The organism is Paenibacillus sp. SSG-1, assembly GCF_002224835.1.
GTDB lineage: Bacteria > Bacillota > Bacilli > Paenibacillales > Paenibacillaceae > Paenibacillus_AQ > Paenibacillus_AQ favisporus.
This window is the reverse complement of the sequence record NZ_MBRK01000001.1, coordinates 5482897-5497082: the sequence shown is the minus strand read 5'-3', so window position 1 is coordinate 5497082 and position 14186 is coordinate 5482897. Positions and strand designations below refer to the sequence as shown.

General features: G+C 56.7%; 11 protein-coding genes and 1 other annotated feature (1 of these 12 running past the window's edge). Of the genes, 9 read left to right on the top strand and 2 right to left on the bottom strand.

Features of this window, described 5'->3' with window-relative positions; translation table 11 throughout:
• Positions 1–216 precede the first annotated feature (216 nt).
• The 8 genes from BCV73_RS25250 (at position 217) to BCV73_RS34840 (ending at position 10254) form a co-directional block, all read left to right on the top strand.
• Positions 217–1563: an ABC transporter substrate-binding protein gene (locus tag BCV73_RS25250; protein ID WP_076175796.1), complete on the top strand. Its 1347-nt coding sequence runs from the start codon at positions 217–219 to the stop codon at positions 1561–1563.
• A 117-nt stretch (positions 1564–1680) separates the two neighbouring features.
• Positions 1681–2634 carry a carbohydrate ABC transporter permease gene (locus BCV73_RS25245; protein WP_089549008.1) on the top strand — a complete coding sequence of 318 codons (954 nt, stop codon included), beginning with the start codon at positions 1681–1683 and terminating at the stop codon, positions 2632–2634.
• Positions 2631–3497 (top strand): carbohydrate ABC transporter permease, encoded by an 867-nt coding sequence (locus BCV73_RS25240; protein WP_089549007.1) that lies wholly within the window; start codon positions 2631–2633, stop codon positions 3495–3497. Before BCV73_RS25245 ends, BCV73_RS25240 begins: the two co-directional genes overlap by 4 nt.
• Before the next feature lie 99 nt (positions 3498–3596).
• Positions 3597–5321 carry a sensor histidine kinase gene (locus BCV73_RS25235; protein ID WP_089549006.1) on the top strand — a complete coding sequence of 575 codons (1725 nt, stop codon included), beginning with the start codon at positions 3597–3599 and terminating at the stop codon, positions 5319–5321.
• Between the two features lie 30 nt (positions 5322–5351).
• Complete coding sequence (locus tag BCV73_RS25230; RefSeq protein ID WP_089549005.1) at positions 5352–6704, top strand: ABC transporter substrate-binding protein; 1353 nt, start codon at positions 5352–5354, stop codon at positions 6702–6704.
• Positions 6705–6719: 15 nt separating this feature from the next.
• Complete coding sequence (locus BCV73_RS25225; protein WP_089549004.1) at positions 6720–8327, top strand: response regulator; 1608 nt, start codon at positions 6720–6722, stop codon at positions 8325–8327.
• 94 nt (positions 8328–8421) lie between these two features.
• A complete protein-coding gene (locus BCV73_RS25220) occupies positions 8422–9684 on the top strand; it encodes an SGNH/GDSL hydrolase family protein (RefSeq protein ID WP_089549003.1) in 1263 nt (420 codons plus the stop codon).
• A gap of 117 nt (positions 9685–9801) precedes the next feature.
• Complete coding sequence (locus BCV73_RS34840) at positions 9802–10254, top strand: hypothetical protein (RefSeq protein ID WP_143811897.1); 453 nt, start codon at positions 9802–9804, stop codon at positions 10252–10254.
• A gap of 298 nt (positions 10255–10552) precedes the next feature.
• Here BCV73_RS34840 and BCV73_RS25215 read toward each other — a convergent pair whose 3' ends face one another.
• The gene (locus BCV73_RS25215) at positions 10553–11467 is read right to left on the bottom strand and encodes an NADP-dependent oxidoreductase (protein ID WP_089550396.1); all 915 of its coding nucleotides are present in this window, start codon (positions 11465–11467) and stop codon (positions 10553–10555) included.
• 205 nt (positions 11468–11672) lie between these two features.
• Between BCV73_RS25215 and BCV73_RS25210 the strand changes: the two genes are divergently transcribed.
• Positions 11673–12539: a LysR family transcriptional regulator gene (locus BCV73_RS25210; RefSeq protein WP_089549002.1), complete on the top strand. Its 867-nt coding sequence runs from the start codon at positions 11673–11675 to the stop codon at positions 12537–12539.
• Positions 12540–12666: 127 nt separating this feature from the next.
• On the opposite strand, the gene trpS is transcribed toward BCV73_RS25210, so the two are convergent.
• Positions 12667–13680, bottom strand: a complete 1014-nt coding sequence (trpS, locus tag BCV73_RS25205; RefSeq protein ID WP_089549001.1) for a tryptophan--tRNA ligase — start codon at positions 13678–13680, stop codon at positions 12667–12669.
• 317 nt (positions 13681–13997) lie between these two features.
• Positions 13998–14186, bottom strand: a binding site (T-box leader) (it continues 122 nt past the right edge of the window).

Genomic DNA, 14186 nt, shown 5'->3' with positions numbered 1-14186 from the left:
AGAGGCCGTACAGGTCTTTTGTCGTTTGTTAAGGCTCCGAAATTTACCTCCAAGCTGAGATTCCTCTCCAACATACTTTCCCATCATTTTGTAGAGCGCATCCCCACCGTAATAATTTCAACCCTAAATCGCAATATTGCCTCCTCAAAATTTGGAAAGCGATCCGGTAGACTGATCCTTGTAAATCAACCTATTTTCGAGAGGGGCATTAAACAAATGAGAAAAGGCAAGAAATGGCCGGTCATGCTGCTTGCGCTCATCCTGATGGTATCCTTGTCCGCCTGCGGCGGGGGCAGTAAAAGCGGCAGCGGTACCTCGGAAGGAACAGCGGAGCCAGCGGCCACGACGGACGATTCCTCAAAGACAAGTTCGGACGAGAAGATCGAACTGTCCTTCTGGTCGCTCGGCACGACCAACTATGAGGAACTTGGCAAAGAATACACCAAAGAGCATCCCAACATTACGATCAAATTCCAGAACACGTCGGACCAGACTGCGCACCATAACAACCTGACGACGGCTTTGTCCGCCGGATCCGGAGCTCCGGACATCTTCATGCTGGAGATCGGCTTCATGGAGCGGTTCATTACGGCGGAGGACAAATTTTACAACCTGAATGATTTAGGGGCTAAAGATATCGCAGCCAATTACTTGGACTGGAAATGGAAGCAGGGCTCGTCCAAGGACGGCAGCTTCCAGATCGGGCTTCCGACCGACATCGGCCCGACCGTCGTGTATTACCGCACCGATTTGATGGAGAAGGCGGGGCTGCCGACCGATCCGGAAGAATTCGGCAAGGCGATCGATACGTGGGATAAATTCGCTGCCGTGGCCAAGCAGTTCAAAGAGAAAACCGGCAAGCCGTTTGCGGATTTGACGGATCTGGTCTACAACGGCGTTCGTGACCAATCCGACGGCGAGATTTATTTCAGCAAGGCGGACGGCTCCTTCATCGGCGACAAAAACCCGATGGTGAAGAAAGCCTATGACTTTACGGTCAAAGGCATTCAGGAAGGCTGGATCGGTAATACGCTGCTGTGGTCTCCGGAATGGGGTCAAGCGACCAACGACGGCGGATTCGGCGTCATGCTCGGACCGGCTTGGATGGCCGGCAACATCAAGACCAACGGACCGGACTCCTCCGGCAAGTGGAGAATTACGCAGCTGCCTGAAGGCGCGGGCAACTGGGGCGGTTCCTTCCTGACGCTGCCGAAGCAGGGCAAGCATTCGAAGGAAGCTTACGAATTCATCGCCTGGCTAGACAGCAAGGAGAATCAGCTGGAATCGTTTAAATCCAAAGGCTTGATGCCTTCGATTCCTGCGTTGTATACGGATGCGGCCTTCACCGGCTTCAAGGACGACTTCTTCGGCGGACAGGCGACGGCCGTGGAATACGGTAAAGCCGCACAGCGGGTCAAACCGGTCTACTACGGTCCGCTGCATGACCAGACGGATACGTTCTTCAAGGATGCACTGAAGAACGTCCTTGAGAAAAAAGCCGACCCAGCCAAAGAATGGGACGCTGCCGTCGAGAAAGCCAAAACGCTGGCGGAACGCAGCTAACCATTTTTCGGAAATTCAAATGTTAAAGCATTGATTCTGCATCCAAATTCGTCAGGACGGCCGCAGCGCCGCGCCTGGCGGGTTTGGAGGATCCTATGAGAACCGCGGAGGTGCAGCATGGCAGAAACCGTAATCGCTTCGCAGGCCCGGAGCAGCAAGAAGCCTTTTCTGACGGAGCAAAGGCGGAGCCGGATGACAGCCTATACGTTTATTTCGCCTTTTTTTATTTTGTTCGCCATTTTCGGGTTGTACCCGATATTCTTTACGATCTATCTTTCCTTCTACAAGTGGGATGCGCTCGGCCCGATGAAATACGTCGGGATGAAAAACTACGACCTGATCACGAGCGATCCGACCTTCTGGATCTCGTTCGGCAATACGCTCATCATGGGCGTGATGGGCACCGTCCCGCAGCTGATTATTGCGCTTCTGCTGGCGGTCATGCTCAACTCGGCGATGACCCGGTTCAAGAAGACGTTCCGGGTTCTCTTTTTCATGCCCAACATTACGTCGATCGTTGCTGTGACACTCGTATTCAGCACCCTGTTCGGTAACAACGGCATGATCAACTGGATGCTGAACGGCCTGGGGCTGGAGAGCGTGGCCTTTAACTCCGGCTGGTGGGGCGTCAAAATCGCCATCTCCACCATGGTCATGTGGCGCTGGACGGGCTACAACGCGATCATTTTCTTGTCCGGCCTGCAGAGCATTCCGATGGACCTGTACGAAGCCGCGCGGATCGATGGGGCGAACCGCCGCCAGCAGCTGGCTTATATTACGCTGCCGCTGCTCAAGCCGTTTATCGTCTTCGTGACGTTGATATCGACCATCGGCGCGCTCCAGCTGTTTACCGAGCCGTACGTCTATTTGGGGCAGTCCGGAACGGGATCGACCCGCCAGGAAGGGATCACGATGGTGACTTATTTGTACAGCGAGGCTTTCCGGAACGGATTTTTCGGAACGGCGGCGGCCACGGCGGTCATGCTGTTTATCATTACGATCATCTTCTCCATGATTAACATGTGGGTGTCGGGACGGATGAACGGAGATACGGAAGGTGGTAAGGCATGAGTTCACTTCAAACGGCTTCTTCCCGGACGCCGGGGGATACGGGAATCATCGGCAAAACGCTCTTTTACATTTTGCTCGTGCTCGGGGCGCTGGTCTCGATCTTTCCTTTTTACTGGATGTTTGTCATTGCGACGAATGACCGCGGGGCGGTATTCCATATTCCCCCGATGCTGTCCATCGGCGGCGAGTTTCTGAACAATTTCGAGCGGGTGCTGGAGCGGACGGACTTCTTTCGCGCGCTGCTCAATTCGCTTTTTGTCTCTTCCATGGTGACCGTGTCGGTGGTGTTCTTCTGCACCTTGGCCGGATACGCCTTTGCCAAGTACGATTTTCCGCTGAAAAATGCGCTCTTTTACTTCGTCATCGCGACCCTGTTCGTACCGACCCAGCTGAGCGTGCTGCCGACGTACATCATCATGGCGAAGCTGCACTGGATTGATACGTACAAGGCGCTGATCGTCCCGGCGATGGTGAACGCCTTCGGGATTTTCTGGATGCGGCAGTATATTTCCACGGCGGTCCACTCCGAGCTGATCGAGTCCGGACGGATCGACGGCGGCGGGCATTTCCGGATTTTCTGGAGCATAGCGGTCCCTGTCATTACGCCAGCCATGGCGACGCTGGGCATTCTCAATTTCATGAACGTCTGGAACGACTTCTTCTGGCCGCTCGTTGTGCTGAAGAACAGTGAGCACTTTACGATCCAAATCGCACTGCAGCAGCTGTTCTCCAACCGCGACGGGCTCGATTACGGCATGATCATGTCCGCGACGTTTACGGCGACGCTGCCCCTTCTGATCGTGTTCCTTCTCTTCAGCCGCTGGGTCATTGCAGGCTTGACCTCCGGGGCCATCAAAAGCTGATCCCCCTAAAATCTGCCAGACACGAAGGAATTATTTCATGCCATGAAGAATGAATAGATCTAAAGACATAGAAGCAGGAGGCAGGAGGACCCAAGTGCCATGAAGCTCCGCCGCAAAATATTACTGGCTATTATTCTTCTGGTGTTCATACCGGTCATCATCATGGGCGTAGTCACCTATTACAACTTTTCCAGTGCCATGGAGAAGAAGTCGAACAATTTCTACTGGATTTCGCTGCTGGAGACGGACCGCAAGCTCAAGTTCGCCTTGAATGAGATCAACTCCGTCTCCAATGCGGCGATTACCCAGCCGGTCATTCAGCAGTTTCTGAAAAATCCGGACGTAAGTGTGACGTACGACCGCAAGCAGGAGATCAACAATCTGCTGATCAACCACCCGATGATTACTTCGTTCAGCCTGTACTCCACCAGCCAATTGATTTATCAGTACAATGCGCCGATGTCATTCGGCGATTTGAAGCGGCAAACCTGGTATGCGTCCATGCTGGGCGCCGAAGGGCGTCCGGTATGGTCCGGGCCGGGGGAGAACGGTTCGGCGGCAGCGGGCCGTCCCGTCATGATTCATGCCCGCGTCATCAAAGACTACTACTCGCTGGAGACGATCGGCTATCTGGTCATCTATGTGAAGCCGGATATTTTGGATCAGGTATTCTGGGAAGCCGCGACGCTGAAGAACGGGGACATTCTGCTGGTGAACAAAGAGGGCAGCGTCGTATTTAACAAATCCGGAGACCGGATCGGGGAGAACATTTCTTTTCCTTTTCTGTCAGACACGTTCACCAAGACGAAGGACTATTACGTAGATTCTTTTCATCATGAAAAATCGCTCATTACCTTTTTGCCGTCCCACAACGAACAGTGGTATCTGGTTGCGGTGACGCCGCTGAAGCTGATTCGTTCTGAATCCGTTTCCATTCGGAATATCGCCATTATTTTAGGACTGTTTTCTTTGCTGTCGGCACTTTGGTTCGACCAATTTTTCATCCGAAGGCTGGTCCGCAGCCTGATCAGCGCCGTAAACGGCATGAAGCGGGTCAAGCAGGGCATCTTCGTGCCGATCACATCCCATACGCAAAGCGATGATGAAACCGATCTGCTGATCGACGGCTTTAATCGGATGAGCTCGCAGATCCAGGAGCTGATCCAGCAGGTCGAGACGGAGCAGACCCGCAAGAAGGAAGCCGAACTGCAGGCGCTGGTGGCCCAGATCAATCCCCATTTTATTTACAATTCGCTGGAGTCGATCAACTCGATGGCGGTGCTGGCCGGGAACCGGGATATCAGCAAAATGGTCATTTCCCTTGGCAAGCTGCTGCGGATCAGCATCAGCGAGAACCAGGAGCTTATTCCGCTGTATATGGAATTCGAGCATGTGCGCCATTACTTGAACATTCAGAAATACCGGTTCGAAGACCGGTTCGACTATGAAATCGACATTCCCGAGACGCTGCGATCGTATATGACCCAGAAGCTGATCGTACAGCCGATTGTTGAAAACGCTTTGTACCACGCCATTGAGCCGATGGAGGACAAAGGATATATCCGCATCCAGGCCGTTGAAGCCGGCCGGGACATCGTCATCGACGTGACGGACAACGGGCCGGGCTTTGACCCGGAGTCGCTGCTTCGTATTTGGAACAAGGAGTCCGCCGGATCGAAAAAGTATCATGACAGCGGTGTGGGCCTGAAAAACGTCCATGAACGGCTGCGGATCCGGTTCGGAGGCTATTACGGCATTCTCATATGCTCCTCTCCCGGCGGCGGATCGGTCGTCCGGATCCGGGTGCCGAAGATTATGCCATAGGACCGGTGCGTCAGGGGAGGAGTAAAACGGATGTTAAGAAGAAAACTGCGAAGCTGGGGCTGGGTGCTCCTCTATGCGGTCGTACTGACCGGCACGGTCGTCGTTGTGGCGCATGCCAACCATGAGCCGATCGAGGAGGACGCCACCGATAAGGTCACGCTGACCTTCCGGCATTTCTGGATCAGTGAGCATGACCGGCCGATGCTGAACATTTTTGAAGATGTCGTGCGCGAGTTTGAGGAGGCCCATCCCAACGTCAAGGTCAACTTTGACGGGATGGATCAAACGATCCACCGGGAGCAGAAGCTCAAGAGCGAGATGGTGACCGGAACACCTCCGGACATGTTCGTCCTGTTCGGAGGCGCCGAAATCGAACCGTACGTCAGGTCGAACCGACTGCTCGATTTGACAGAGTTCGTGAACGGTAACCACCTGGAGAACGAATTTAAAGATTTGAAGCTGTGGACCTTCGACCGCCATGTCTACGGCCTGCCGATTGAAGGCAACGCCGAGCCGCTGTATGTGAACGCCGCGCTGTTCCGCAAGCTCGGGATCGCCATTCCGGAAACGTTAAGCGAGTTAAACGAAGCGGTGGACGTGCTGCAGCAAAGCGGTTATATCCCGTTTGCCCTCGGCAACGAGGAGCGCTGGCCGGCGGCTATTTTTGCCCATTATTTAATGGACCGCTACGGCAATCCGCAAATGATCGAAAACCTCGTCGAGGGAAACAGCGGCAGCGCGTTTCAAAATGCGGCTTATCTGAAGGCATTTAACCAGATCGAGGCATGGGCGGAAAAGGGGGCATTCGGCCCCCATCCCAACGATATCTCGACCGAAGAAGCGATTGATCTGTTCAGCCATGGCAAAGCGGGCATGTATTTAAACGGCAACTGGGACATTACGTTGTTTCATAACGAACGGGCGCCGGCTGATTTTCAGAACGATATCAAGGCGATTCCGTTCCCGTCCCTTGAGCCCGGCGGCTCCAAGTCGCTTGCGGGAGGCTATACGATCGGAATCGGCTTGTCTTCCAATTTAAGCGAAGCGCAAAAAAAGGCGGCCTTGGAGCTGATGAAGAGCTTGTACACGACTGAAGTGCAGGAACGGATTGTGTACGAGGGCCTGCGGATTCCGTCCATGCGTATTCCTTTTGATGCCGAGCGGACCGGGCCGGTTTTTCCGCAGGTGACCGCCTTAATGGAGCAGGATCCGCAAACCTTCGTTCCTTATGACAATATGCTGTCCCCGGAAGTGAACAAATCGTTTCTGGCGGTCATCGCAGAGATGATTCACGGAGGCATTTCGGCAGGAGACGCATTGCAGGAGCTGGACGTCTCCTCACAGCAGTACTGGAATCTGAGGCGCAGCACGGCAGTGAAATGAAAGGAGGGATAGGAAGTGGAAGGTTCAGGCCGGCATTACACAGCCATATTGGTGGATGACGAACCGATTATTCTGCGGAGTCTGAAGGCTGCCATCCCTTGGGAGGAGCTGGGCATCGAGGTGGCCGGGGTGGCGAAGAACGGGGAAGGGGCTCTCGATTTAATCCGGGAGCATGCGCCGGACATCATCATCAGCGATATCCGCATGCCCGGCATGGATGGCATTACGCTGATGAAGGAAGTGCTTACGGAGAACCCTGGGCGCATTTTCATCGTGATCAGCGGTTATGGCGAATTTGAATATGCCAGGGAGGCGCTTCGGCAGGGGGCTTTCGACTATCTGCTGAAGCCCATCGATCATGACGAATTGACAGAGATGCTGAAGCGGGCCGCTGCCCGGCTGGACGCGCGGCGGGCCGACGACAGACTGCTGCACTCGGTTCAGGTCCTGTCCGTGATGGCCCGCGAGCGGATGTACGCGGAATGGATCGAGGGCAACGACCGTCCGCGCGGACCACTGGCGTGGCTGGAGAGCCATGAACTGGATGAGGACTACTTTATGGCCGTTGTGCAGCTGGATCATTACCACCAGCTGAGCGAACGTTGGTCGATGGCCGAAAAGCGGCTGTGGCTGTTTGCAGTTCGCAACATTTTAGAGGAGTGGTCGCAGCAGTACGGATGCCTGGCGGTATTTCCTTTTCACAGCGGAGAATGGATCGTGCTGTTCCCGGATGCGCTGCAGCCGCGGAAAATCACGCTTGGCCACGACCTGATCGACCGGATCCGTACGTATTCCAAGCTGAAGTGCTCGGTGGGCCTCAGCCGGACGACCCGTGGAATCCATCAGCTGAGCCGAGCTTATGACGGGGCAGCCCGGGCGCTGTACCAGCGCTTTTACTCCGAGCAGGAGGGTGTGTTTGCCGATACGGAACATGAGGATATGGCCGGGCATCCGGATTTAAAATATCCGAAGCATCTGGAATCACAGCTGCTGGATGCCATCCGGACGCTCGATACGGGGCGCCTGAACGCATGCTGGGATGAGCTGAAGGGATATCTGGAAGAACAGGCCTATCCGAAGGAGGGAGCCGAGCGGCTGCTCATCGAGCTGACGATCGTCCTGTGCCGCCAGCTGGAGCAGGGAAATCCGCCGATGGATTGGCGCCTGGACGGCCTGATTCATGAGCTGCATGACCAGGGAAGCCTGCATGACGCGATCGCTCTGCTTAAAGAAGCGTTTGCGGTGCAGCTGACGGATCACCTGAAAAGCCAGCAGCGTGAAGACGGGCCAACCGTGGTTGAAAAGGCGAAGCAGTATATCTCGAACCATTATCATCAAGATCTCAGCATCGAGGAGGTTGCGGAAGTCGCCGACCTGAGCATCAGCCATTTCTGCACCTTGTTCAAGCAGGTGTCGGGCTATACATTCCTTGAGTATTTAACGGAGTGCCGGATGGACAAAGCCAAGTACATGCTGAGCCATACGAGCGTAAAAGTGTATCAAATCGCGCCGCTGGTGGGGTATCAGGATCCGAAATATTTTACTCAGGTTTTTAAAAAGGCCACGGGCCAAACCCCGACGGAATACCGGGAATGGCATGCCGCCATTTCGGGGAAAAACTAATCCCCCAAACCGGTAAATGGTGGTAAACTGAAGTTAGCAAGCAAGCCTTTGGCGTCCTGCCGGAGGCTTGTTCCATTGAATAAGGAGTGATCACATGCTTCGAACTGTTCACAAGTACATAGGCTCGCTGTCCGCTGCGCTGCTGTCTTCGGCCCTGGTGCTGAGCGCGGCGGGAGCGGCACCCGCTTCTTCACCGCAAGCGGCGGCGAAAGAGCCCTACCGGATCGTCGCCTTCGGCGATTCGTTAACCGTCGGCTATGAGCCCGGCAAGGGAGAGAAGGACGTTCCTTACGGTTTTGTGGACCGCCTGCAGGAGCAGGGGCTGCTTCACGGCCGGACGGAAACGCTGAACGTGGGGATTGCCGGGCTGAAGAGCCAAGGGCTCCAAAACTTTGTGGAAGCCGTCGCAGCCGGACAGCCGATCGGTGCCGAGGCGATTCAGCCGAACCTGCCGGATCCCCGGACCGCCCAGATCGGCGCAGCGGCTCCACAGACCCAAGCGGCCGTGAAGGCCGCGGACGCCATTACGATCACGATCGGCGGCAACGACATGTCCCAGCTGCTTGAGACCGGGAGCCAAATGACGGACCAGCAGCTGTCCGACCGCGTACAGGAGCTGTTCAAGCTGTACTCGGACAGCATGAAGGTCGTTCTGGACGACCTGCACGGCTTGAATCCGGACGCGCTGATCGTGGTCGCCGACCAGTACCAGCCGATGCCGGAAATCGCCGACAAGGCGCTGTATCCGAAGCTGGGGCAGGCAGCCCAGGCTTTTACGGACGTCATTGACAAGATGGCGGCCTCCTATCAGTCGCAGGGCGTCAATGTCAAAGTGGCCCATGTGGCCAAGGAGTTCGTCGGCGGCGAGGGCACGATGACGCATATCATCGCGGATCGGGACATCCATCCGAACCAGATGGGGTATGAGGCGATGGCCAAAGTTTTCTCCGAAGTGATCTGGGGCGGCTACACCAAGCTGGTTGTTCACGAGGCGGGCGCACCGATGGGCATCATCGTCGGCGGCAAGGAGCTGAACACGCCATACAAGCCGGTCATCAAGAACGGCGCGAATTTCGTGGCCATCCAGGACATCGTGAACGCGGTCGGCGCCACCTCCAAGTGGGACGGCAAGACGTCCAGCGCGACCATCAGTTACGCAGGCAACACGGTCGTCATCACCATCGGAGCCAGCACCGTGAAGGTGAACGGCCAACCGGTCACCGTCGGCGCACCGGCGTTCCTGAACAAGGTCGGCAAGGAATCGAAGACGTACGTACCGCTGGCAGCGCTGGCGCAAGGCCTCGGCTTCGACGTCCAGTACGTGGCGAAGCTGAGAACGGCATTTATCAATCCATAATAAGCACGAGAAGGGCTTCCCCGGTGATGGGGGAGCCCTTGTTTATTGCGCTTCGAGGCTTAGCCTCTGGTTGTGTCGCTCCGAAGTCTTCTTGTAGGCCCGCTGCGCGTTCGGCTCATGCTTCCGACCGCTGTTGCTCGCGAATTTCCGGGAATGGACGATGAGGAAGAAATTCGCTCACAAAGGCGGCCGCTGCCGCTTCTCCAGCATGAATCCGGCCGCTCCGCTGAAATCGGGGAAGTGGAGGTAGCTATGCCTGCTGCGCTAAGGCACCTAATTATGGCAGGGAGAGCATCACTTCGAAGCTGTGAAGGCCGGCGCTCCGGCGCTCGGACCTCTGGTGGGATTTCTCCGACGCCCACATCTCTGATCCATGCCATCGCTCCGAAGCCATCCTGTAAGCCCGCTGCGCGTCCGGCTCATGCTTCCGGCCGCTGCCGCTTCTCCAGCATGAATCCGGCCAGCTCCGCTGGAATCGGGGAAGTGGAGGTAGCTATGCCTGCTGCGCTAAGGGAGAGCATCGGCTTCGAAGCCTATGAGGGCGAGCCGACTGGAGCCCAACTCCCCTGATTAATGCCTTTTGTAGCCCCGCCCGAAACGCTGCTCCTGCTGCCGTAAACCGGCAGGCAGGTGCCCCTACACATCAGCTAACACATCTGCTGCCACTCCGTATTCTCAAAACCCGCTTCTACTTTTCTCCATTCGAACGCACGCGGAAACTGCCCGTACTCTTTACGCTGCACCTACCCGATTCACCGGCCAACCAGCTTCTGGCCCACGCCCATGCAACGGATACCCCAATTGGCCGGACAGCCGGGCAACGCCGGCCGAGTCTGCTGCGAACGGCGGGGACTCCAGCAGGCCTCCCTTACCCGATCACCAGCACGATCTTGCCCTGGCCGTGCCCGCTGGCCAGCTCGTGGTGCGCCGCGGCGGCCTCTTCCAGCGGGAAGGTTCTGCGGACGTGGACCTTCAGCTTGCCCGCGGCGCAGAGCTCCGCCAGCTCGGCCAGCCGCGCGGCCGAGCGCTGGCTGCGGATCATGCGGACGCCGAGCTCCGCTGCAAGCTCGCCGTCCACGATCGTGCCGATGCGCTCCCTGTCCGGGACGAGGTCCACGGACACGCGGAGCGCATCCCTCCCGGCAGCGTCGAGGGCCGCATCGACGCCGCCGGGAGCCAAGGCACGCACCCGATCGCCAAGGCCGGGGCCGTAGGCGACGGGGATGGCCCCCAGTGTGCGCAGGTAGTCGTGGTTCCGCTCGCTGGCGGTACCGATAACCGTGGCGCCCAAGGCGCGGGCAAGCTGGACGGCCATGGTGCCGACCCCGCCGGCGGCGCCATGGATCAGGACGGTATCGCCCTCCCCGACGCGAAGCTCCTGCAGGGCGGTGTGGGCGGTTTGCCCCGAAGCTGCGAGCGCCCCAGCTTCTGTCCAAGGGATGCCCGGCGGCTTACGTACGATTTGGCTGGCGGGAACGACGACGTATTCGGCGTAGCTGGCCAGCAGAGCCCAGCCGATTACGTCATCGCCAGCCGCGAAGTCCGTTACGTGGTCTCCAGCCTGCTCGATCGTTCCGGCGAAGTCATTGCCGAGAATTTGCGGAAACCGGATGCTTAGACCAGTCGGGACCCATCCCCTTTCCCGGACGGCCAGGTCGAACGGTTGAACGCCGGCCGCTTTTACGCGAACCCTGACTTCATCAGGGCCGGGTAAGGGGAGCGGCACATCCGCCGTATGCAGTACGTCCGGCGGACCGAACGCGCGGATCACCGCCGCTTTCATTGTCTGTTGTTCTGTCATGCTATCGATCATCCTTTCGGTCATTGAATATAGTAATATCCAGAGCTTTGATTTCATGCCTCCTGCGGTGAGTTTGAGCAGCCTCTCTCGCCTTCGGCCTGTATTTATTCTATAATCGATCATAAATAATAAAAAATATATATAATGCTATTTATTAATAACCTTTGGTATATAAGGAGGGATTTCGATGGAACTGCTGCAGCTTCAATATTTTCGCAAAGTTGCCGAACTTGAGCACATGACCCGGGCGGCGGAAGAGCTGCGCATTGCCCAGCCTGCCCTCAGTAAGACGATTTCACGGCTGGAAGAGGACCTGGGCGTGCCGCTGTTTGACCGGAAGGGGCGGCAGATCCAGCTGAACGCCTTCGGCCGGGCATATTTGCGCAGGGTGGAGACCGCGCTGAACGCCCTGGAAGACGGAAAAAGGGAACTCGAAGATCTGGCGGGAGCGGAGAAGGGCAGGGTGAATCTGGCGACGACCACGCATAAATGCTTCTCCGACCGGATCGGAGATTTTCTGGGGATGCATCCGGGAATCCGGCTGCAAATTTCCCAGGCGGGAGAGCAGGAGAAGCGGGATAAGCTGTTAAGCGGGGAGCTGGACCTGTGCATCACGTTCCCACCGATCGAGCAGCCGGGCATCGAGGGAATTTCCTTTTTGACGGAAGAAATTTTGCTGGCGGTACCTTCGTCACATCGGTTTGCGGGCCGCAGCAGCATCCGGTTAAGCGAGGCGGCGGGGGAGGCTTTTATTTGCATCCAGAGCAGCAATCCATTTCGGAAAATGACGGATCAGTTTTGCAGGCAGGCCGGGTTTGAGCCGGATATTGTGTGCGAGGTGGATGAGCATTCGGCCGTTGGCCATTTTATCCGGGCGGGAGTAGGCATCGCCTTTATCCCTGAAACGCTGGTAGACCGGATCGGATTTTCGTTTCATGTGCTGCGGATCGAGGAACCGGTCTGCCGGCGCACTTACCAAATCGCATGGCAAAAGGAGCGCTATTTATCCCAAGCTGCGCGCGAATTTCGGGACTTCCTGGTCCAGAGCTTTTAAAGCGTGCCGCTTCGTTATTACCAATCAAAAAAACCGCCCAAGGAACGGTTTCTACCGTATCACCTTGGACGGATATTCTCCTATGGGCTAACCGGAGGGTTCCGGGCAGCCCATTTTTATTGCGATTTTATCTCCGGTCAAAATAGTTGATCCCCATAGCCTCCCGCACTTCGCCCATCGTTTGGCGCGCGGTCTCGCGGGCTTTGGTGGTACCTGCCATCAGGATGTCGTCGATGTCACCGGGACGCTGTTCATACCGGGCGCGGCGTTCGCGGATCGGCTGGAGCACCTCTTCGATCGCACCGGTGATTTTAGCTTTGCAGGCGGCACAGCCGAGCGTGCCCCGGGTGCACATGTCATGAATATTGCCGCTGTCCTCGGGGCGAAAAATCCGGTGATACCCGTAAATCGTGCAGACCTCCGGATGGCCGGGATCGGTTTTGTGCACGCGCGCCGGATCGGTTGGGGCCTTGCGAATCCGGCTGCGGACCTCATCCGTGGTGGAATCGAGGGAGATGGCGTTGCCGAGGCTTTTGCTCATTTTACTCGATCCGTCGAGCCCATCCAGCCGCTCACCCACGATAATTTGCGGTTCCACCAGGACGGGGGCGTACAGCTCGTTAAAGCGCCGGACGATTTTGCGCGTCTGCTCGATATGGGGGATCTGGTCATCGCCGGCGGGAACCAGGGTGGCTTTGCAGAAGGTGATGTCCGCCGCCTGGCTGACCGGGTAGCCGAGGAAACCGTAATACAGATCCTCGTATCCGCGCTCGGCCGCTTCGCTCTTGATCGTCGGGTTGTGGCGCAGCGAGCTGACTGACACGAACATCGAATAAAACACCGTCAGCTCGGCAATCTCGGGGATCATCGACTGCACGAACAACGTCGCCTGGTCGGGATCAATGCCTACCGACAAATAGTCCAGCGCCACCTGCCGCACGCTTCCGGCCAGCATTTCCGGCGTATGAAAATGGGTGGTCAGCGCCTGCACATCCGCCAGCATGATATAGGTTTCGTACTGCTGTTGAAGCTGCACCCGGTTCTTCAGGCTGCCGACGTAATGGCCGAGATGCAGCTTGCCAGTCGTCCGGTCTCCGGTAAGGACAATGTCCTTGGGTTGTGAGTTTGTTGAAATTGTCATGGTTATTCCTCCTGAATTGAAATTGTTTTGTATACGGAACTTCATTTGCGATCATGTCTAGTAGCCCGGTCTTCCCGGGACGCCACCACCAGCCGTCATCCATGGCCATCACCTCCTTCAATCATGCAGTTTTGCTTAAGTTGATCGGGCAGAAGGACCGGCGATAGACGCCGATACCACGCTCGGGATTGGGTCTTAAGCTCATGCCTTCCTTAGGTCAAGCTCAAGACAAGTCTCCAGTCCCCATGCGCATTTCAACGCCAAAAAAGCCCCGCCCTTGGGATCTCCATGCTGAAAAATTTCCAGACGGAGATCTATCCAAGGACGGGGCTCTAACCCGCGGTGCCACCTTGATTGGCCGCCATCCTCTAGGGATGCAGCCCTGCTCAACAGGTACGGATTTCGGCGCTAAACGAAAAAAAATTGCGTATGCCTTCCTCGATACCCTGCCCCGGTTAACGGTGGGGACCTGTCGCCCATCCTACTGTCCGCTTCTTTGGGGAAGC